This window comes from Pseudomonas sp., from assembly GCF_049301935.1.
In the GTDB taxonomy this organism is placed as follows: Bacteria; Pseudomonadota; Gammaproteobacteria; order Pseudomonadales; family Pseudomonadaceae; genus Aquipseudomonas.
This window is the reverse complement of the sequence record NZ_JBAQLP010000121.1, coordinates 1-20264: the sequence shown is the minus strand read 5'-3', so window position 1 is coordinate 20264 and position 20264 is coordinate 1. Positions and strand designations below refer to the sequence as shown.

At 60.4% G+C, this 20264-nt stretch carries 14 protein-coding genes and 1 pseudogene; 9 read left to right on the top strand and 6 right to left on the bottom strand.

What is annotated here, in order from left to right; genetic code table 11:
• Nucleotides 1-3413: EAL domain-containing protein (locus tag WA145_RS16145; protein WP_422582540.1), on the top strand; the 3413-nt coding region annotated here is incomplete at its 5' end.
• 32 nt (nt 3414-3445) lie between these two features.
• Here WA145_RS16145 and WA145_RS16140 read toward each other — a convergent pair.
• Entirely contained in the window at nt 3446-3955 is a 510-nt protein-coding gene (locus WA145_RS16140) for a disulfide bond formation protein B (RefSeq protein WP_422582539.1), read from the bottom strand.
• A gap of 250 nt (nt 3956-4205) precedes the next feature.
• On the bottom strand, nt 4206-4397 hold the full coding sequence (locus WA145_RS16135) for a hypothetical protein (RefSeq protein ID WP_422582538.1): 192 nt from the start codon (nt 4395-4397) through the stop codon (nt 4206-4208).
• A 221-nt stretch (nt 4398-4618) separates the two neighbouring features.
• Between WA145_RS16135 and katG the strand changes: the two genes are divergently transcribed.
• Together katG and WA145_RS16125 are read left to right on the top strand one after the other, a co-directional pair.
• Nucleotides 4619-6829 (top strand): catalase/peroxidase HPI, encoded by a 2211-nt coding sequence (katG, locus tag WA145_RS16130; protein WP_422582537.1) that lies wholly within the window; start codon nt 4619-4621, stop codon nt 6827-6829.
• A gap of 257 nt (nt 6830-7086) precedes the next feature.
• Nucleotides 7087-7260 carry a hypothetical protein gene (locus WA145_RS16125; RefSeq protein ID WP_422582536.1) on the top strand — a complete coding sequence of 58 codons (174 nt, stop codon included), beginning with the start codon at nt 7087-7089 and terminating at the stop codon, nt 7258-7260.
• 288 nt (nt 7261-7548) lie between these two features.
• Here the strand turns inward: WA145_RS16125 and WA145_RS16120 are convergent, their stop codons facing one another.
• The 4 genes from WA145_RS16120 to WA145_RS16105 form a co-directional block, all read right to left on the bottom strand.
• Nucleotides 7549-8952: an efflux transporter outer membrane subunit gene (locus tag WA145_RS16120; RefSeq protein WP_422582535.1), complete on the bottom strand. Its 1404-nt coding sequence runs from the start codon at nt 8950-8952 to the stop codon at nt 7549-7551.
• A complete protein-coding gene (locus WA145_RS16115) occupies nt 8949-12128 on the bottom strand; it encodes an efflux RND transporter permease subunit (RefSeq protein WP_422582534.1) in 3180 nt (1059 codons plus the stop codon). Before WA145_RS16115 ends, WA145_RS16120 begins: the two co-directional genes overlap by 4 nt.
• 13 nt (nt 12129-12141) lie before the next feature.
• Nucleotides 12142-13383, bottom strand: coding sequence for a multidrug efflux RND transporter periplasmic adaptor subunit MexE (gene mexE / locus WA145_RS16110; RefSeq protein ID WP_422582533.1), 1242 nt, complete (start codon nt 13381-13383; stop codon nt 12142-12144).
• A gap of 229 nt (nt 13384-13612) precedes the next feature.
• Nucleotides 13613-14527, bottom strand: a complete 915-nt coding sequence (locus WA145_RS16105) for a LysR family transcriptional regulator (protein ID WP_422582532.1) — start codon at nt 14525-14527, stop codon at nt 13613-13615.
• Between the two features lie 267 nt (nt 14528-14794).
• Here WA145_RS16105 and WA145_RS16100 point away from each other — a divergent pair, with 267 nt between their 5' ends.
• The 6 genes and pseudogenes from WA145_RS16100 to tnpC all read left to right on the top strand — a co-directional run.
• Complete coding sequence (locus WA145_RS16100) at nt 14795-15817, top strand: zinc-dependent alcohol dehydrogenase family protein (RefSeq protein ID WP_422582531.1); 1023 nt, start codon at nt 14795-14797, stop codon at nt 15815-15817.
• Between the two features lie 496 nt (nt 15818-16313).
• A complete protein-coding gene (locus WA145_RS16095; RefSeq protein WP_422582530.1) occupies nt 16314-16619 on the top strand; it encodes an antitoxin Xre/MbcA/ParS toxin-binding domain-containing protein in 306 nt (101 codons plus the stop codon).
• Nucleotides 16620-16999: 380 nt separating this feature from the next.
• Nucleotides 17000-17929, top strand: coding sequence for a hypothetical protein (locus tag WA145_RS16090; RefSeq protein WP_232867026.1), 930 nt, complete (start codon nt 17000-17002; stop codon nt 17927-17929).
• A gap of 189 nt (nt 17930-18118) precedes the next feature.
• Nucleotides 18119-18436, top strand: coding sequence for an IS66-like element accessory protein TnpA (tnpA, locus tag WA145_RS16085; RefSeq protein WP_071542627.1), 318 nt, complete (start codon nt 18119-18121; stop codon nt 18434-18436).
• Complete coding sequence (tnpB, locus tag WA145_RS16080) at nt 18433-18768, top strand: IS66 family insertion sequence element accessory protein TnpB (RefSeq protein ID WP_422582529.1); 336 nt, start codon at nt 18433-18435, stop codon at nt 18766-18768. The genes tnpA and tnpB overlap by 4 nt, the downstream gene beginning before the upstream one ends.
• Nucleotides 18769-18829: 61 nt before the next feature.
• A pseudogene (gene tnpC, locus WA145_RS16075) lies at nt 18830-20137 on the top strand (IS66 family transposase); the annotation flags it as partial.
• Nucleotides 20138-20264: the final 127 nt, after the last annotated feature.

Here is a 20264-nt window from a genome sequence, read left to right as displayed (position 1 = left end):
TCGTGATGCCGCAGATGGATGGCTACGAACTCTGCCGCCAGCTCAAGGCCAGCGCGCGTACCCAGGCCATTCCGGTGATTCTGGTCACCAGCCTGGCCGATGCCCGCGATGTGGTGCATGGCCTGGCTTGTGGCGCCGACAACTTTATCGTCAAGCCCTATGACGAGAAATACCTGATGTCGCGCATCCGCTACTTTATGGTCAATCTTGAGTTTCGCGACCACGAACGGGTTCAGATGGGCATGGAGGTGGTACTCGACGGTGAACGGCATTTCGTCACCGCCAGCCGCCAGCAGATCCTCGATCTGCTGATTTCCACCTACGAACAGGGCGTGCGCCTCAACCATGCATTGCAAGCCAAGCACGATGAGCTGGCGCGCACCAATTCGCTGCTCAACAGCCTGTTCCATTTCACCAGCGGCCTGACCGATGCCAATAGCGAGCGCCACGTGATAGACACGGCGCTGGCGCGTATTCTGCAGTTCCCCGATGCGGTGGGCACCTGGCTGTTGCTGAGCGATATCGAAGCGACCGAGCGCCGCGTGCGGGTCGCCGGCGCCCGGGGACGCGATGGTGACTACAACCTGGAGGTGCTGACGAGTTGTTGCAATCACTGCCCTTGTCGACATGCCTGGTTTAACGACAACCTGAGCGTGCCCAGCAATATCGCCCGTTGCCCGGCGCTGGAGCATCTGGACGGGGGCAGTCACGCCTCTATCCCGTTGCTGCTCGGCGGTGAAACCATTGGCCTGCTTAATGTCGTACACAGCCTGGGGCAGGCATGGCCCGAGGACACCCTCAACGCCCTGGCCTCGGTCGGCCAGCAACTGGCCATCGCCCTGGGCCGGGCGCGCCTGTTCGAGAGTTTGGAACAACTGGTCGAGCAGCGCACCCGGGCGTTGGTACAAAGCGAAGCGCTGCTGCGCAAGATTCTCGACAACCTGCCGGTGGGGGTCTCCGTGGCCGACAGCAAGGGCCAGATGCTGCTCTGCAACCCGGAAAACAGCCTGATCTGGGCCGCCCCACAACCCAGCAAGCTGAGCAAGTACGACTGTTACCGCGGCACCTGGGCCGAGACCGGCGTTGCCCTGGGCGCCGAAGATTGGCCACTGGCCTACGCGCTGCGCAAAGGCACGGCAAAACGCAACCTGGTGATTGATATCCAGGCGTTCGATGGCGCCGCCAAGACCATTCTCAATGCCGCGGTGCCATTCCATGACGAGCAGGGTGTGTTGCAGGGCGCCATTTCGGTCATCCAGGATGTCAGCGAGCAACGCCAGCGCGACCTCGAGCTGCGTATCCGTACGCGGGCCATGGAGGCCAGCGTCAACGCCATCGTGATTACCGATAACCTGCAGGGCGATCAGCCGATCATCTATGTCAACCCGGCGTTCGAGCGCATCACTGGCTACCTCAGCGAAGAAGTAATGGGGCGCAATTGCCGCTTCCTGCAGGGTGATGAGCCCAACCAGCCGGAGCGAGAGAGCTTGCGCCGGGCCTTGCTGGCCGAGGAGGAGGGCCGAGCCATCCTGCGCAACTATCGCAAGGACGGCTCGGCATTCTGGAACGATCTGCGCCTGGCCCCGGTGGTCAATGATCGCGGCAAGGTCAGTCATTTTATCGGCATCCTGCATGACATCACCGAGGCCAAAGGTTACCAGGAGGAATTGGAGCACCAGGCCAACCACGACAGCCTGACCGGGCTCCCCAACCGCAACCTGCTCAACGACCGTATTCTGCGTGCCATTGCCGTCGCCAGCCGTAACCACAGCGAGTTCACCCTGGCCCTGATGGACCTGGACAATTTCAAGGTGGTCAACGACAGCCTCGGCCACCACACCGGCGACCAGCTGTTGGTGCAGGTCGCGCAACGCCTGCTCGGTTGCGCCAGCGAGATCGATACGGTGGCGCGTTTGGGCGGCGATGAGTTCGTTATCCTGCTTATCGACGATGAGCCACTAAGCAAACGCCTGTCCCGTCTGGAACGCTTCAAAGACAGCGTTGCTGAGCCGCTGATGCTCAACGGCCAGGAAGTGGTAGTCGGCGCCAGCACGGGCTTTTGCTGTTTCCCCGATGATGGCCAGGACCTCGACACCTTGCTGCGTAATGCCGACACCGCCATGTACCAGGCCAAGCATCAGGGGCGTAACCGTATCTGCGCCTTTACCTCGCAGATGAATGACCAGATACAGCACCGCCTGCAACTGGAGCGGGAAATCCGCCAAGGCTTGCAAAACAATGAATACGGGGTGGCCTATCAGCCGCAGTTGGACTTGCATAGTGGCCGTCTCTGCGGTTTTGAGGCCCTGGTACGCTGGACCCGTCAGGGCAAGGTGACAATGCCCGACGCGTTTATCCCCCTGGCCGAGGAAACCGGGCAGATCGTCGGTATCGACTTCTGTGTATTCAACGCCGTGTGCCAGCAACTGCATGCATGGCGCAACGAATTGGTGGGGATCTGCATCGCCGTGAACTTCTCGGCCATCAGCTTTATGCAGGCGGATTTTGTCGAGCGGGTGCAGCGTATCCTCAAACTGCATGACGTATCAGCTGCGCAGATCAAGCTGGAAGTCACCGAAACCATGTTGATGACCGACGCCGATGAGGTGTTGCTGAAGATGCAAGCGCTGATCGCCCTGGGCGCAAAGTTCTCGATCGACGATTTCGGCACCGGCTATTCGTCCCTGGGCTACCTCAAGCGCTTCCCGTTCAGCGAACTGAAGATCGACCGCAGCTTCGTCACCGATGTACACCTGGATGCGGACAGCGCCTCGCTGGTGCGCTCGGTGATTTCCATCGGCCACAACCTGGGTCTCAAAGTCATTGCCGAAGGGGTGGAAAATGCCCAGCAGCTGGGCTTTTTGCGCGCCGCCGGCTGCGATGAGCTGCAGGGCTACTACTATTCGCCACCTTTGCCGGTGCAGGCTTGCCTGCAGTTTCTCCACAAAACCGCCGACTTGATGCTGCCGACCATCCTCGTCGATGAGCAGCAACGCTATCTGCTGTTGCTCGACGACGAGCCGGGCATTCTCAACGCCTTGCAACGCGAGTTGCGCCTGGAAAATTACCAGACCCTGACCGCCCGCAATAGCGTCGAAGCATTATCCCTGCTGGCGACCCATCCGGTGGATGTGGTGCTGACCGACCTGCGTCTGAGCGACATAAGCGGGGTGGAGATTTTGCGCAAGATCAGGGTTATCTATCCAGAGGTCATCCGTATGGTGCTGAGCGGTTCCAGCGAAGTCAGCAGTATTCTCAAAGCGGTCAACGAGGGGGTGATCTTCCGCTTTATCACCAAACCTTGGGACGCCGACGACCTGCGCAGCCAACTGCGCGAAGCCTTCGCCCAACGCCAGCTGCTGCAGGAAAACCAGCGGCTGCGCCTTGAGCTGCTGGGGCAGCGGGGGCAATAGGGCTGCCTAGCAGCTGGCAGGCAGCCGATAAATCAACCGCGAGCCGGACGCAAGCTACGCCAGGTCGCCAGCAGCACCAGACCAAGCAGTGCGCTCACCCCGGCCAGGGTCCAGGTGGTAAAGGATAGGCCGAGCCACTGGTAATCGTTCTGCCCGCACACCCCCGCGCTCATAAACACGCTTGGCAGCCAGTCATGCAGCGGCAGGTAGAAGGCGTAGAAGGGGAAGGGCGAGCAGCTGGAGCTTTGCAGCACGCCGGTTTCGATCAGCACCAGTTGCGTGTTGTCATACACCGCCATACCCGCAGCGGCCAATAGCAAGGGCCAGAGCGCTAGGGTCAGCCAACGCAGGCCGAGGGCTTCTAGCGCCAGCATCAACAGGCTGACGACGCCGCCACAGAGCAGCCACAAACGTATCTGAATGCACAGGGTGCAGGGCTCCCAGGCGGCCAGATGCTGCAGCAGCAACGCAGCGCCGAGCATGGCAAAGCAGGCAAGAGCGATCAGGGCGAGCAGGGGCTTGAGTGAGGTGACGCGGGACATCTGAATCTCCGAAAGGGGCCGGGCGCGTTGGCTAAGGCAGATACTGTGCCGGTATCTAAAACATGCGCGGCAGAGTCAAGTTGCGGACCTGTTTGGGCGATCCAAATACAGGGTCAGCAGCGCAAGGATGATCGTCAGCGAATAGGCAAACAAGCCCAGATTAATGCCCAGGATGATTTTTCTGAACCATCGAGCACCGCCATAACGGCCTCAGCTTTCTTTGCGAACATCCCGAACGCCTTGTTCAGGCTCAGCGCTTGAGTAGGGAAGAATCCAACTGATTGAAGCACTGCACGAGGCGCTCATGGCTGACATCGGCAAATTCCTTTTGCGTCAGGCTCACCAGCACGCTCGGTTTGACTCGGCCGGAGCGTAGCTGGCGCTGCATATAGGCCAGCACGTCGGCGTCGCTGGCGGCTGGTGGTTGACTGGTTTGTTCCACGGTTTAAGCGCTCATTTGGAGTGAATTACAACGAAGCATCACGGCGCGAACAGGGCGCCGACAGTCGCCACTTTATCAGCTGCTTTACGCTGATGACTCTATAGTCACTGAGTCATATGCCCGGACTACTATAAAGGTCATACCCAAATCCTATTGGCTCGTTTGCAGTCCAGCTACCAAGCTGAGTTCACCCGTTAGGTGCAAAACAACAGGAGAGAGACATGTCAAATGATGCGAAATGCCCGTTTTCGGGTGCTGCCGGAACCAACAGTGTGGCTGGCGGCGCACCGAAGAACGCCGACTGGTGGCCTAACCAACTCAGCCTGAAAATTCTTCAGCAACATTCCTCCAAGTCCGACCCTATGGGCGCGGATTTCAACTACGCCGATGAATTCAAGACGCTTGATCTACATGCCGTGATCAAAGACCTCACCGCGCTGATGACCGACTCGCAGGACTGGTGGCCAGCCGACTGGGGCCATTACGGCGGCCTGATGATTCGTATGGCCTGGCACGCCGCCGGCACCTACCGCATCCACGATGGCCGTGGCGGTGCAGGCACCGGTAACCAGCGTTTTGCGCCGCTCAACAGCTGGCCGGATAACGGCAACCTGGACAAGGCCCGTCGCCTGCTTTGGCCGATCAAGCAGAAATACGGGCGTAAACTGTCCTGGGCGGATCTGATCGTCCTGGCCGGTAACGTCGCCCTGGAATCCATGGGCTGCAAGACCTTCGGTTTTGCCGGCGGCCGCCCGGATATCTGGGAGCCGGAAGAAGACACCAACTGGGGGCCGGAAACCGAGTGGCTGGCCACCAGCGACAAACCCAATAGCCGTTACAGCGGTGATCGTGATTTAGCCACCCCCTTAGCTGCCGTGCAGATGGGCCTGATCTACGTCAACCCGCAAGGCCCGGACGGCAACCCTGACCCACTGGCATCGGGCCGTGATGTGCGCGAAACCTTCGCCCGCATGGCCATGAACGATGAAGAAACCGTGGCCCTGGTGGCTGGCGGTCACACCTTCGGTAAAGCCCACGGCGCCGGTGATGCAGCCCTGGTCGGCCCTGAGCCGGAAGCGGCGGGCATCGAAGAGCAGGGCTTTGGTTGGATCAACAAGTTCGGCAGTGGTAAAGGTGCGCACACCATCACCAGCGGCATCGAAGGCGCCTGGAAACCCAACCCCACCACCTGGGACATGGGCTATTTTGACATGCTGCTGGGCTACGAATGGGAACTGAGCAAGAGCCCAGCCGGCGCCCACCAATGGACGCCGAAAAACGTCAAACCCGAGCACCTGATCCCGGATGCGCATGACCCGGCGAAGAAACACCCGCCGATGATGACCACCGCCGATATGTCGCTGCGTATGGACCCGGCCTACGAGAAAATCTCCCGCCGTTTCCACCAGAACCCGCAGGAATTCGCCGATGCATTTGCCCGCGCCTGGTTCAAGCTGACCCACCGCGACATGGGCCCGCGTGCCCGCTACCTCGGCCCACTGGTGCCGCAAGAAGAGCTGATCTGGCAAGACCCGGTTCCGGCCGTCGACCATGCCCTGGTGGATGCGCAGGATATCGCCGGCCTCAAGGCCAAGGTGTTGGCGTCCGGCCTGTCGATTGCGCAACTGGTCAACACCGCCTGGGCCTCGGCGTCCACCTTCCGTGGCAGCGACAAGCGTGGCGGTGCCAACGGCGCGCGTATTCGTCTGGCGCCGCAGAAGGACTGGGAAGTCAACCAGCCGGCCGAACTGGCCAAGGTGCTGGCGGTGCTGGAAGCCATCCAGAAGGACTTCAACGCCTCGGCAAGCGGCGGCAAGAAAATCTCCCTGGCGGATCTGATCGTTCTGGCCGGTTCGGCCGCGGTGGAAGCCGCTGCTAAGAAGGGCGGTGTGGATGTCGTAGTGCCGTTCGCGCCGGGTCGTACCGACGCCTCGCAGGAGCAGACCGATGTCGACTCCTTCGCGGTGCTGGAGCCCAAGGTCGACGGTTTCCGTAACTATGCCCGCAAGGGTTACGAAAACGTTGCCGCCGAGTTGCTGGTCGACAAAGCGCAGCTGCTGGAACTCACCGCGCCGGAGATGACCGTGCTGATCGGCGGCCTGCGCACGCTCAATGCCAATGCCGGCAAAGCCCAGCATGGCGTGTTTACCCAGCGTGCGGAAACCCTGAGCACCGACTTCTTCGTCAACCTGCTCGACATGAGCACCAAGTGGCAGAAGTCTGCCAGCGAAGGTGTGCTGGAAGGCCGCGAGCGCAAAACCGGCGATCTTAAATGGACCGCCACCCAGGTTGACCTGGTGTTCGGCTCCAACTCCCAGCTGCGCGCCTTGGCCGAGGTGTATGCCACCAGCGATGCACAAGCGAAGTTCGTTAAGGATTTCGTCGCTGCCTGGACCAAGGTGATGAACCTGGATCGCTTCGACCTCAAGTGATCCGCATCGCGGCCTAACCGGCCGCAGCTGAAACCACTTCGCCCCGCCATGGTTATTCATGGCGGGGCGAAGTCATATGCGCCTACCGCTCCCTGGGATTACTGTTTTTTGCTCTTAAAACCGTCAGCTAAGTGTCTAGCAGTCCGTTGAAAAACGCCCTGCTGAACAAACCTCTGTAGGTTAGGGTCAAAGGATTCTAAGCGGCCGGTAGCATGGCCGTATCCGTATGTCGAACGCGCTGTAATGGGAGAAACAACATGTCATTCGCACTTTATATAGGTGGTGCCCTTATCTTTATCGGCGGCCTAATTTATGGCGCTGTTCTGCTGGAGGTTCCTACACAATGGATTGCGGTGGGGGCCATCGTGATGTTTGGGTTGTCATGCCTAAGTGCCGTTAAGGCGACGCGACAAAAGGATCAGGCCGAATAAGACTCAGTTTCGGCATGATTTTTACCGTTACACATCCCTCCCTTGGCGCTGACTATGGCCGCTTGAACTACACAAACCCACAGCCGTGTGCCGTAGTACAGGCTGTGGCGACGCAGCAAGGTCGATCCTTCCTAGACAGGTTTTGGCGCGATAGCAGTGAGCTGCTTGCTCGTACTTGTGCGTAGAAAACTGCATGGCGCTGCGTAAAAAAGCCCCACGGCAAGGAGCAACTGCCGTGGGGCGGGAAGGGGTTGGCTAGACCAACCTGGGGGAGAGTCGTTAAGCACGTTAGGCGTTAGGCTGCCAGCCGCCGCCAAGGGCCTTGTAAATGGCGACGATGCCGCGATACAGCTCGACCTCGGCCTGAGCCTGGGCGTCTTCGGCGCTTAGCCGTTCGCGTTCGGCATCCAGCAGCACAAGAAAGTCCACTTCACCTTCGCGGTAGCGCACGGCGGCTTGTTCGGCAGCGGCGCGGCTGGCCTCCACCTGGCGCAGCAAGGCGAGCAGGCGCTGCTGGCGTTTGCCGTAATCGCTAAAGGCGTTGGCCGATTCTTCCAGGGCCAGCAGCACCTGCTGCTCATAGTTGGCCAGCGCGCCATCGGCTTCGGCTTCGGCGCCGCGCAGGCGTGCACGCACGCTGCCCAGATCAAACGCCGCCCAGCTGATGGTCGGCGCCAGGCCCCAGGCTTGCGCCTTCGATGCGCCCAGCTGCGAACCACGCCCGGCAGTAAAACCGAGAAAGCCGCTAAGACTCACTCTGGGAAACAGATCCGCCGTGGCCACGCCGATATTCGCGGTGGCAGCGGCCAGTTGCCGTTCGGCGGCGCGGATATCCGGACGGCGGCGCAGCAACTCGCCGGGGTCGCCCACTGGCAGTGCCTTGGCGATGGCGGGCAGCTCCTGGGCCGAGAGGTCCACGCTCAATTGATCCGGGCGCTCGCCAAGCAGGGTGGCGATGCGGTGCTTGGCGCGCTGCTGCTGCGCCTGCAGTTGCGGCAGGCTGGCTTCGGTGCCGGCCAGACGCGCATCGCTGCGCAGCACATCCAGTTGGCTACCGACGCCGGCGACCCGCAGTTGCTCGGTGATGGCGCGCGATTCCTGCTGGTTTTTCAGGTTGGCGCGGGCGATGCGTTCGCGCAGTTGCGCGCCACGCAGGCTGCCGTAGGCATCCACCAGTTCGGCAATCAGGCTGACCTGCAGCTGCTGGTAATCCGCCTCGGCCACGTCCAGCTCGGCATCACTGGCCTCCAGTTGACGCTGGATACGGCCAAACAGGTCCAGTTCCCAGAGCATGTCCAGGCCCAGGTCGTAACGTTCGCCGCGCACGCGCTGCTCGGTAACGCCGGGTTGCTGGGCCTTGCCGAATTCACCGCTGGCGCGGCTGGTGATGGTCGGCAACTGGTCGTTGCCGAGGTCATCGCGGATCGCCTGGGCCGCCCGCAGGCGGGCAAAGGCCACGCGCAGCTGGCGGTTTTCCTTGAGCGATTGCTCGACCAGCTGGTTGAGCACTGGGTCGTCGAACTGCTGCCACCAGCTGGCTTCGAAGCGCGAACGGTCGTAGCTACTGCCTTGCGCGCTGCTTAGCTGGGCCGGCGCGGTGATCGGGGCCTGGTAGTCTGGGCCGACGGCGCAGGCTGTCAGCGTGAGGGTCAACAGGCTGATGGCCAGCGGCTTGGCGTTAAGGGATTTCATACCTGCGCCTCCTGCAAACGCGCCACTTTCTGCGCTTCGCGCTTCTCCACACAGGCGCGAATCAGCACATAGAACAGCGGCGTCAGCAGCAGGCCGAAGAAGGTCACGCCGAGCATGCCGCTGAACACCGCCACGCCCATGGCATGGCGCATTTCCGCACCGGCGCCGGAAGACAGCACCAGGGGCACCACGCCCATGATAAAGGCGAAGCTGGTCATCAGAATCGGCCGCAGACGCAGGCGGCAGGCTTCCAGCACCGCAGCGATGCGGTCCATGCCTTCTTCCTGTTTCTCCTTGGCAAATTCGACGATCAGGATGGCGTTCTTGCAGGCCAGGCCCACCAGGACAATCAGGCCGATCTGGGTAAAGATATTGTTGTCGCCACCGGCCAGGATCACCCCGGTGATGGCCGACAGCAGGGTCATCGGCACGATCAGGATCACCGCCAGCGGCAGGCTCCAGCTTTCGTACTGAGCAGCCAGCACCAGGAAGGCCAGCAGCACGCAGAGCGGGAAGACGAAGATCGCGCTGTTACCGGCCAAAATCTGCTGGTAGGTCAGGTCGGTCCATTCGAAGCTCATGCCGTTGGGCAGTTCTTCCTTGAGCAGCTTGGCCATCGCCGCTTCGGCCTGGCCGGAGCTGTAGCCGGGCGCTGCCGCGCCGTTGATTTCGGCGGTGAGGAAGCCGTTGTAGTGCATCACCCGATCCGGACCGGAACTGGCGCTGACTTTAAGGAACGCTGACAGCGGCACCATTTCGTCACGGTTGTTGCGCACCTTGAGCTGGCCGATCTGCTCCGGCTCCAGGCGGAACTGCTGCTCGGCCTGCACGTTGACCTGATAGGTACGGCCAAAGCGGTTGAAGTCGTTGGCGTACAGCGAACCCAGGTAGATCTGCATGGTGTCGAAGATGTCGCTGATCGCCACGCCGTGGGTCTTGGCCTTTTCGCGGTCGATGGCGGCATCGATCTGCGGCACATTCACCTGGTAGCTGGTGAACACCGACATCGGGTCCAGCTCCGGCAACTGACGCGCCTTGGCGATGACGTTCTGGGTTTGCACGTACAGCTCGTCGTAACCCAGGTTGCCACGGTCCTGCACTTGCAGGCGGAAGCCGCCGATGGTGCCCAGGCCCTGCACCGGTGGTGGCGGGAAGATGGCGATATAGGCGTCCTGAATCTCGCTGAATTGCGCGTTTAGCTCGGCGGCGATGGCGCTGGCGCTCATCGAGGGATCACTGCGCTCATCAAAGGGCTTCAGTGGCGTGAAGACGATGCCGCTGTTCGGGCTGTTGGTGAAGCCGTTGATCGACAGGCCGGGGAAGGCCACGGTGTTTTCTACACCGGGGTGCTGGCCGGCGATTGCCGACATCTGCTTGATCACGTCTTCGGTGCGGTCCAGGGTCGCCGCATCCGGCAGCTGGGCGAAGGCGACCAGGTACTGTTTGTCCTGCGCCGGCACAAAGCCTGTGGGCGTGGTGGCAAAGCCCAGGTAGGTCAGGCCCATCAGCCCGGCGTAGACGAACAGGGCGATGCCGCTGCCGCGCAGCACGCGCTTCACCGTGCCGACATAGCCATGGCTGGCGCGGTCGAACAGGCGGTTGAACGGGTTGAACAACCAGCCGCCAAATAGCTTGTCGAGCACCTTGGAGAAGCGGTCTTTCGGCGCGTCGTGGCTTTTCAGCAGCACGGCGGCCAGGGCAGGCGAAAGGGTCAGCGAGTTGAAGGCGCTGATCACGGTCGAGATGGCAATGGTCAGCGCAAACTGCTGGTAGAACTGACCGGTAAGCCCGGAAATAAACGCCGTGGGGATAAACACCGCGCACAGCACCAGGGCGGTGGCGACGATCGGCCCGGTGACTTCCTTCATTGCCTGCTTGGTGGCCTCTACCGGAGTTTTACCCAGGCCGATATTCCGTTCGACGTTTTCCACCACCACGATGGCGTCGTCCACCACGATGCCGATGGCCAGCACCAGACCGAACAGCGACAGCGCATTGAGCGAGAAGCCGAACATGTGCATCACGGCGAAGGTGCCGATCAACGACACCGGCACGGCAGCCAGCGGGATGATCGACGCGCGCCAGGTCTGCAGGAACAGAATCACCACCAGCACCACCAGGATGATGGCTTCGAGCAGGGTATGTACCACCGCCTCGATGGAGCCGCGCACGAAGATGGTCGGGTCATAGACGATCTCGTAGTCCACGCCCTGCGGGAAGCTCTGCTTCAGCTCGGCCATGCGCGCACGCACCGCATCGGAAATCTCGATGGCGTTGGAACCGGGGCGCTGGAATACCGGGATGGCCACCGCCGGCTTGTTGTTGAGCAAGGAGCGCAGGGCGTACTGGCTGGAGCCCAGCTCGATACGTGCGATGTCCTTCAGGCGAGTGATTTCACCGTTTTCACCGGCGCGGATGATGATGTTCTCGAACTCTTCCTCAGTCACCAGACGGCCTTGGGTGTTGATCGACAGCTGGAAGCTGTTGCCAGCGTCCGAGGGCGGCGCACCGAGGGAACCGGCGGCGACCTGACGGTTCTGTTCGCGGATGGCGTTAACCACATCGCTGGCAGTCAGATTGCGCGAGGCGACCTTGTTCGGATCGAGCCAGACACGCAACGAGTAGTTGCCCAGACCAAACAGCTGTACATCACCCACGCCATCCAGCCGTGCCAGCTCATCCTTGACGTTGAGCGCGGCGTAGTTGGACAGATACAGCATGTCGTAACGGTCGTCCGGCGAGGTCAGGTGCACCACCATGGTCAGGTCGGGCGAGGCCTTGTCCACCGTCACGCCGAGGCGCTGCACTTCGCCGGGCAGGGTCGGCATGGTGCGGGAGACGCGGTTCTGCACCTGCACCTGGGCCTTGTCCAGATCGGTGCCGAGGGCGAAGGTCAGGGTCAGGGTCATCTTGCCGTCGGCAGTGCCCTGGGACGACATATAGAGCATGCCCTCCACACCGGTAATTGCCTGCTCCAGCGGCGAGGCGACGGTTTCGCCGATCACCTTGGGGTTGGCACCAGGGAAGGTGGCGCGCACCACCACGGTAGGCGGCACCACTTCCGGGTATTCGCTGATCGGCAGCTGGAACAGCGAGATGGCCCCGCCGATCAGGATCAACAGCGAGAGCACGGCGGCGAAGATCGGCCGCTGGATAAAGAATTGCGAGAAATTCATGGTCTTCTACCTATTAGCCGCGGGGCGCAGTGTTGGCGGGGCTGTTTTTCGCAGCAACCCGGCGGCTGTTCTGGCGTTCGATGGCCTGACGTTGCTCGGTCAGCAGTGCCTGGGTCTTTTCATCGGCCATGGGCACGCTTTGCGGGTCAACCGTGGAGCCGGGGAAGGCGCGCTGCAGACCGTTGACCACGATCTTCTCGCCCTTGGCCAGACCGCTACGCACGATGCGCAGGCCTTCCAGCTTCGGTCCCAACTCAACGGCGCGGTACTGCACGGCGTTGTCCTTATCGAGCACCAGCACGTACTTCTTGCCCAGGTCCGTACCGACCGCTTCATCCTTGATCAGCGCGGCGGCGTATTGGCCGCTGCCGACCAGTTTCAGACGGGCGTAAAGCCCCGGTGTGAACTGGCCGTCGGCATTGTCGAATACCGCACGGCCACGGATGGTGCCGGTTTGCGGGTTGACCTGATTGTCGAGAAAATCCAGCTGCCCCAGGTGCGGGTGGCCGTCCTCGCTGGACAGGCCCAGGTATACCGGGCTGGCATCGCGGGCCTGACCGCCGGCCTGGCGCGCCAGCTCGACATATTTGAGGAACACCCGCTCATCGGCATCGAAATAGGCGTACACCCGGGTTGTGCTGACCAGGGTGGTCAGCAGGCTTTGCCCGGCATTGACCAGGTTGCCGGCGGTGATTTGCGCCCGGCCGACGCGGCCATCAATGGGCGCGGTAACCCGGGTGAAACTGAGGTTGAGGCGGGCGTTATCCAGCTCTGCCTGAATGCCGGCCACTGCGGCCTTGGCTTCTGCCGCGGCGCTAGCGCGAGCGTCGGCCAGTTCGGCGGAGATGGCATTGCTCTGGCGTAGGCGCTCGCCGCGATTGGCTTCGCTCTGGGTCCGCGCCTGGCTGGCGCGAGCCTGCTGCAGCTGGGCTTCGAGGCGTTTGACCTCGGCCTGGAACGGCCGTGGGTCAATCTGGAACAGCAGGTCGCCTTTTTTCACCAGGCTGCCTTCATTAAAGGCCACGCTATCGACGAAACCGGACACCCTTGGGCGAATTTCCACCGACTCTGGCGCTTCCAGACGGCCGGTGAATTCATCCCATTCGTTGATCGGTTGTTCGAGCACCTCGGCGACGCTGACCTTGGCCGCTGGCATCTGCGACATGGCTTCGGGCGCCTGGCCGCAGGCGCTAAGCACCAGGCTGGCGGCAATAACCAAGGGCAGGCGCCAGGTAAGGCTGTTTGACTGTTGCATATAAGACTCCGCCAGTCGGATTTGTGAATGGGCGAAGTGTGCGCAGGGCCGCTGGTGACAACGAATCGAACGATTCGAAGATAAGTATCACCAGGGATGATGATGTGAAGGTTTGTATCAATGCACACGTAGGATGGATTGAGCCGTAGGCGATACCCATGGGCCGATGGGTATCGCTGCGCTCAACCTATCCTACGTCCGTAACCCATATATGGATTACGGACGGGCGTTACAGGCTGTCCGGATCGCCGCAGAACATCTGAATGCGCGAACGCAGCCAACGTTCCGCCGGGTCATTGTCCTGGGCGCCGCGCCAGGCCATATGCAGCTCGAAGGTTTGCGCCGGCAGCGGCAACTCCTCGGCGCGCACGCCGCCAGCGGAGGTCAGCGCGGCAGCGGTGTAGTCCGGAACCGTGGCGATAATATCGGTGCCGGAGAGCAGGGTACCCAGGCCGTTGAACTGGGGCAGGGCGAGGACCACCCGGCGCTTGCGCCCGAGTTTTTCCAGTTCTTCATCGATAAAGCCACCGAGGTCGCCCGCAAAGGACACCAGCGCGTGGGGCCGCGCGCAAAAATCATCCAGGCTGAGTGGCCCAGGGGCCGTATCGGCACGCAGTAGTTTCGGTTTGCTACGCCGCAGCACCTTGCGCTTGGCATTGGCCGGTAGTTCATCGGTGTAGGCGACGCCCACGGAAATCTCGCCAGAGGCCAGCAGCGACGGCATCAGTAAATAGTTGGTGCGCCGAATCACCAGCACCACCCCCGGCGCTTCGGCGCGCAGGCGCTTGATCAGCGGCGGCAATAAGCCGAATTCGACATCATCCGACAGGCCGATGCGAAACACTGCAGTGCTAGTGGCCGGGTGAAACTCGGCGGCGCGGCTGACCGCAGTGGAGATCGAATCCAGCGCTGGCGAGAGCAGGGCGGCGATCTCCATGGCCCGCGCGGTAGGCTCCATGCTGCGGCCGGTACGGACGAACAGCGGGTCGTCAAACAGGCTGCGCAAACGGGCGAGGGCAGCGCTGATGGCCGGCTGGCCGAGAAACAGTTTTTCCGCCGCACGGGTCACGCTGCGTTCATGCATCAGCGTTTCGAAGACGATCAGCAGGTTGAGATCGACGCGGCGAAGATCGTTACGGTTCATCCGGTGTCCATTCTGGAGTGGCTGCGGTTTTGCGCGCGACTCAGGCTAATGCCGAATGCTGTCGCCAGGCAATATGCCCGGGTAAATGATGTGTTTGTGGCTCATCATCATCGACAAGCATGGTGAATATCAGCCCCGAGCGGTGGAATTGCTGGCAAAGCCCGGATAAAGTCCGTGGCCATAAGGGGTCGCCACACCTGTATAGCGATAGCGCAGAAATGCCAGACAGCTGCCGCGACCTGAATGGGTCAACCGAAGAGGTTTGCGATGTCCCGCATAGTTCGTTTCCATGAGTTTGGTGAGGCCGATGTCCTCAAGATCGAAGAACGTGCAACCCCTGCGCCGGCCGCAGGTGAAGTACTGGTCGGTGTTGAGGCTGTGGGCGTCAGCTGGTACGACGTGCTCTGGCGACAGAACCTGGCCAATACCCCGGCGCAATTACCGGCAGGCCTGGGCCACGAACTAGCCGGCGTGGTGCTGGCAGTCGGCGACGGGGTTACCGACCTGGCCGTGGGCGACCGGGTAGCCAGCTTCCCGGGGCACAGCGCCAATCGTTATCCCAGTTACGCCGAGCAGGTGGTATTGCCGCGCAGCTCTCTAGCGCGTTACCCGGACAACCTGACCGCGCAACAGGCCGCCGTGCACTATCTGCCCTCGATGGTCGGCTGGTTCGGCTTCAGCGAACTGGCCCGTTTGCAGCCTGGCGAAAGCGTACTGGTAACCGCCGCCAGCCGCTGCTGGGGCCCGTATATCGTGCAGATGGGCAAAGCCCTCGGCGCCACGGTAATTGCCGCCACAGCCTTTGCTGAAGACAGAGATTTTCTCAAGCAGTTGGGCGCCGATCACATCATCCTCACCGAGGAGCAGGATCTGGTCAGCCGCGTCAGCAAGCTGACCGATGGCCGTGGCGTGAATGTGGTAATGGACGCACTCGGCGGCCCACAGATGTGCCTGCTGGGCGATGCCATTGCGCCGCGTGGCCGCTTGATCCTGTTCGACCTGCAAGGCGGCAATGAAACGCCATTCCCAGCCTGCGCAGCGTTCCAGAAGAACATCCAGTTCTTCGTGCATTGCATCGGCAACTTCACCGGCAAGGAAGAACTGAACATTCCGCAGGATCAGGCGGCAGTGGCCAAGGCCGTGCAAAACATCAATCAGTTGACTGCAGACGGATTGCTCAAGCCGCTGATCGACAAGGTGTTCAGCTTCGACGAGGTAGTCGAAGCGCATCGCTATATGGAAACCTGTCCAAGCCGTGGCCGCGTGTTGCTGGATCTCAGTGCGCGTTAAACATAACTCACATTATACGAACACCTGCGCAGAGCTATTTTCTGCGTAGGGTTGGACCTAGGGAAATCTCCTAAGGCTTCGCATAATGTATATTATGTTAAATAACATATGTGGCGCTGGTGGCTGACAACAGCTGTAAAGGGTTGGCAACTTACACAAGCTCGCGACTTCGGAAGTTCGAAACTTTTCCCATGAGACTCGCAAGCACTTCGGATTTATTAGCGAAAATTTAGAACAATCTCGCCCGAAAATACTCAATTTCGAAATTTCCTCTCCACACGACCAGCCTGAAGCACGCAAGCCTTGCGCTTTCAGTCCACCTAGAATGGATCAGACCTAAACCCACTCCATCACCCAACGTGACAAGTGAACCCTATGGTTTCTCCTCATGCCCAGATGGCCATTTCACCTTCCGAGGTTCGGAAGCCAACGGATTATCTGACTCAGGTCAGAACCGACCAACTGAGCCAACTCAGCATTTTCTTGCTGGAAAAAGATGGTTTCGCACTGCAAGACGTCCGTGCCATGGTCTCCATTTCCAAGCTCTATGCATAAGGTCATTGATCGAATTTTGGACAAGTCGAAGCCAAAAAAGACTGATGACGGGACCTCAGGACTCAATGCTTCACAGAACTCAGTAGCCTTTCAGTTCGCCAAGGTTTTTGAGTACGCAACCACGGTTTTTGGCAGTCAGCCGCTTGCCGAAGAATGGCTTCAAAAACCCTGTAGACACCTGGCAGATCTTGTTCCGCTCACGTTGGTGGAAACCCACTTGGATTTAGAGCAATTGAAGACTACCTAGGACGAGTCGAGCTGGGGGTCTACCAGTAGTCCTTTTGATGCTCTGTGGGCCCGAAAGTGATGGGTTTGTTGGAGCATCCTTCGACGGAGATGTGCTTCTACCCTGCCCCTTTTGCTCAAGCACTCGGAAGTGAAGATCCAAATTCTCGGTACCTATGCGTGCACCTTGGCTACGCGTTTATACGCCGTTGTTCGATGTTATCCAGCACGGGCACCAAGGCCTGTAAGACGCAGGGGCTGGCCCCGCCGCGAGCAAGGATAAAAAAGTGAGGTGGAGGGGGTTCCGTACAATACTGTCTAGATATACAGTAATTGAGAAGTCCGCCAACTGGTCGATGACCTGCGATCCGGCACCACCCTCAATGCCACAAAGGAAGCTCTATGCTCGAATTCGCCCTAGTACTCGTGTTCATTTCTGCCACTTCAGCCTTGCTCGGACACATAGCCAACGTCCGATCTTCTCCGGAGAAGCTAGCTTGGTACCTGCAGATAAAGAGGTGGAAAGCCCAACAGTACTCGATGGCACTGTTCGTGGGGCTACTACTCGTTCTGTATGCCGTCACCGGCATCAGCCAACTGACAGGCTGGAAACCACAACAACCTATTGGACTGATGCTGCTAACCGCAACCTGTATCACAGCGGCAGCTTACCTCTGGTTTTACTGGGACCTGACACCGACGGTTGCTGAGTACAAAAGCCTTTTGAAGTACATAGGTGCGCTACTAACCGTCTGTATCGTCACCACCTCCAAAATCCAATCAGACATGGCCATCTCTGAGCTCACCGGTCTTCCCGCACAGGAACTACCAGGGGCACAGATGTTCCTTACCTTCATCCTGACGCCAACCATCTGGCTTCTAGCAGTTTCGTTTGTCGTTGGCTTCATCAGCATCCCGCTGACAGTGTTGGTGCTGATCTGGGGCATCTACCAAGACTGGAAGAAGGGAAAAGGCACTAAGTTCGACTTTGCATCCGGTAGCCATGTATGTGCCTGGATGGCTATAGCCTATTTCAGTATTATTTTGCTCACCATGAGCAGCGGAATTCTCAAGAAGAGCTTCTATGAGAAACGGCTCAACGGTGCTATCGCCTATTCGGCTTTCTTGCTGCCACCATCCTACTGCGGCTTGCCAGACGCCGGTGACGCAAGCATCGCCGTGCTGAAGTACAAGCGAGCAGCGCTCGCTATGCCGGATGAGAAGATGGGCTATACGTTCAGCAAGATATCCTGTGACCCACAGCAGAAATCGCCAGAGCTACTGATTTCTGAGCTGACCGCTAAGAAAACTGAGACAACTCCAGCGCCATAATACGAAGCCAGAATGTATTACTGGAGTTCGGCAGTGGTTACCAGCCCCCCCTACATCATCCCCCTGCACTCTCCTGCCCCACGCCAAGCGTAAGCGTCCAGCCAAGTCACCTTCCGAACTCCAGCATTAAGGGCGATGGTGTCCGCGTATTTTTAAGCGGACGCGATAGCCCTTATCGCCGGGACTCCCATGCGCCAACGAAGCTCTTACCCCAAACCATTCAAGGCCCAGGTTGTTCAGGAGTGCCTGCAACCCGGTGCGACCGTCTCCAGCGTTGCCATCCGCCACGGCATCAACGCCAACGTCATTCGCAAGTGGCTACCGCTTTATCGAGATCAACTGCCAGCTGCGTTGCCGGCGTTCGTTCCAGTGAGGGCTGCGCCTAAACGCTCGACTGAAGCATCGGTGATGATCGAGCTACCGCTTGGCGAGCAAGCGATCACCGTGAAATGGCCAGCCTCCGATCCTGAGGGATGCGCCCGCTTTGTCCGTGGTCTCACCCAGTGATCCGCATCGATAGCATCTGGCTCGCCACCGAGCCCATGGACATGCGCGCGGGTACGGAAACCGCGTTGGCCCGCGTGGTGGCGGTGTTCGGTGCAGCGAAGCCCCACTGCGCCTATCTCTTCGCCAATCGACGCGCCAACCGCATGAAAGTCCTGGTGCATGACGGCGTGGGTATCTGGCTGGCCGCACGGCGATTGAACCAGGGCAAGTTTCACTGGCCAGGCATCCGCCACGGCGCGGAGGTCGAGCTCGACGGCGAGCAACTTCAGGCGCTGGTTCTGGGTTTGCCCTGGCAGCGCGTTGGTGCAGCCGGCGCAATCACAGTGCTGTAGCACCGGCCATTAGCCCATCGGTGTATCTGCGCCGAGCGCCTGCTCTGGCACAATCAGCGGCATGAACTCCTCGCCCAATCTCGACCAACTGACAGCTGAGCAACTGCGCGCCCTGGCCGCGCAGTTGCTCACGCAGGTCGATTCGATGGGCAAAAAGATCCACCGTGATCAGACTATCATCGAGCAGCTCACCCACGAAATCGCCTGGTACAAGCGGCACAAATTCGCCAAGCGCAGCGAGCAGCTGAGCCCTGCCCAGGGCAGCCTGCTGGATGACCTGCTCGACACCGACATCGCCGCCATCGAGGCGGAGTTGAAAGCCATCAATCCTCCGGTTGCTCCAGCCGAACCGCGCCAACAACCCAAGCGCACAGCGCTGCCCGCGCAATTTCCGCGCACCGTGATTCGTCACGAGCCAGAGAACACCCAGTGCGCCTGCGGCTGCCAGCTGCAACGCATCGGTGAAGACGTCAGCGAAAAGCTGGATTACACCCCGGGCGTGTTCACCGTTGAGCAGCACGTGCGTGGCAAATGGGCTTGTCGCCAGTGCGAAACCCTGATCCAGGCCCCCGTGCCGGCCCAGGTGATCGACAAGGGCATCCCCACCGCCGGCCTCCTGGCTCACGTGATGGTGGCCAAATTCGCCGACCACCTGCCGCTGTACCGGCAGGAGAAAATCTTTGGCCGTGCCGGCCTGGCCATCGCCCGCTCGACACTGGCGCAGTGGGTCGGACAAACCGGCGTGCAACTCCAGCCGCTGGTCGATGCCCTGCGCGAAGCCGTGCTGGCCCAACGCGTGATCCACGCTGACGAAACCCCGGTGCAAATGCTCACCCCAGGCGAGAAGAAAACCCATCGGGCTTACGTCTGGGCCTACAGCACCACGCCCTTCACCGATCTGAAGGCCGTGGTGTACGACTTCAGCCCCAGCCGTGCTGGTGAGCATGCGCGCAATTTTCTGGGTCAGTGGAATGGCAAGCTGGTCTGCGACGACTTCGCCGGTTACAAGGCCAGCTTCGAGCAGGGCATCACCGAAATTGGCTGCATGGCCCACGCCCGCCGCAAGTTCTTCGATCTTCATGCGGCAAACAAAAGCCAGCTGGCCGAACAGGCACTGCACGCGATGGGCGGTTTATACGAAATCGAGCGGCAGGTATGGGACATGAGCGATGAAGAGCGTTGGCGAATACGGCAGGAAAAGGCCTCACCGATCCTCGATACGCTGCATGACTGGATGCTGGCCCAGCGTGATCTTGTGCCCAACGGATCAGCCACGGCAAAAGCCTTGGATTACAGCCTCAAACGCTGGGTAGCGCTGACGCGCTACCTGGAGGATGGAGCCGTGCCCATCGACAACAACCAGGTCGAAGTGCGACACGAAGTCGCTTAATGAAGTTGTTCCCCTTGGTGGGAACCACCCGTGTCACCGGGTGAATCTAGAAGGCTGAATCAAGAGCGCCTTCGACAATGGAACGAGGCATCGCAAGGTGCGGGGT

Coding starts and splice junctions, on each gene's coding strand:
- WA145_RS16140 (WP_422582539.1), bottom strand. CDS start 3,955: ATGTCCCGCGTCACCTCACTCAAGCCCCTGCTCGCCCTGATCGCTCTT.
- katG (WP_422582537.1), top strand. CDS start 4,619: ATGTCAAATGATGCGAAATGCCCGTTTTCGGGTGCTGCCGGAACCAAC.
- WA145_RS16125 (WP_422582536.1), top strand. CDS start 7,087: ATGTCATTCGCACTTTATATAGGTGGTGCCCTTATCTTTATCGGCGGC.
- WA145_RS16120 (WP_422582535.1), bottom strand. CDS start 8,952: ATGAAATCCCTTAACGCCAAGCCGCTGGCCATCAGCCTGTTGACCCTC.
- WA145_RS16115 (WP_422582534.1), bottom strand. CDS start 12,128: ATGAATTTCTCGCAATTCTTTATCCAGCGGCCGATCTTCGCCGCCGTG.
- mexE (WP_422582533.1), bottom strand. CDS start 13,383: ATGCAACAGTCAAACAGCCTTACCTGGCGCCTGCCCTTGGTTATTGCC.
- WA145_RS16105 (WP_422582532.1), bottom strand. CDS start 14,527: ATGAACCGTAACGATCTTCGCCGCGTCGATCTCAACCTGCTGATCGTC.
- WA145_RS16100 (WP_422582531.1), top strand. CDS start 14,795: ATGTCCCGCATAGTTCGTTTCCATGAGTTTGGTGAGGCCGATGTCCTC.
- WA145_RS16095 (WP_422582530.1), top strand. CDS start 16,314: ATGGTTTCGCACTGCAAGACGTCCGTGCCATGGTCTCCATTTCCAAGC.
- WA145_RS16090 (WP_232867026.1), top strand. CDS start 17,000: ATGCTCGAATTCGCCCTAGTACTCGTGTTCATTTCTGCCACTTCAGCC.
- tnpA (WP_071542627.1), top strand. CDS start 18,119: ATGCGCCAACGAAGCTCTTACCCCAAACCATTCAAGGCCCAGGTTGTT.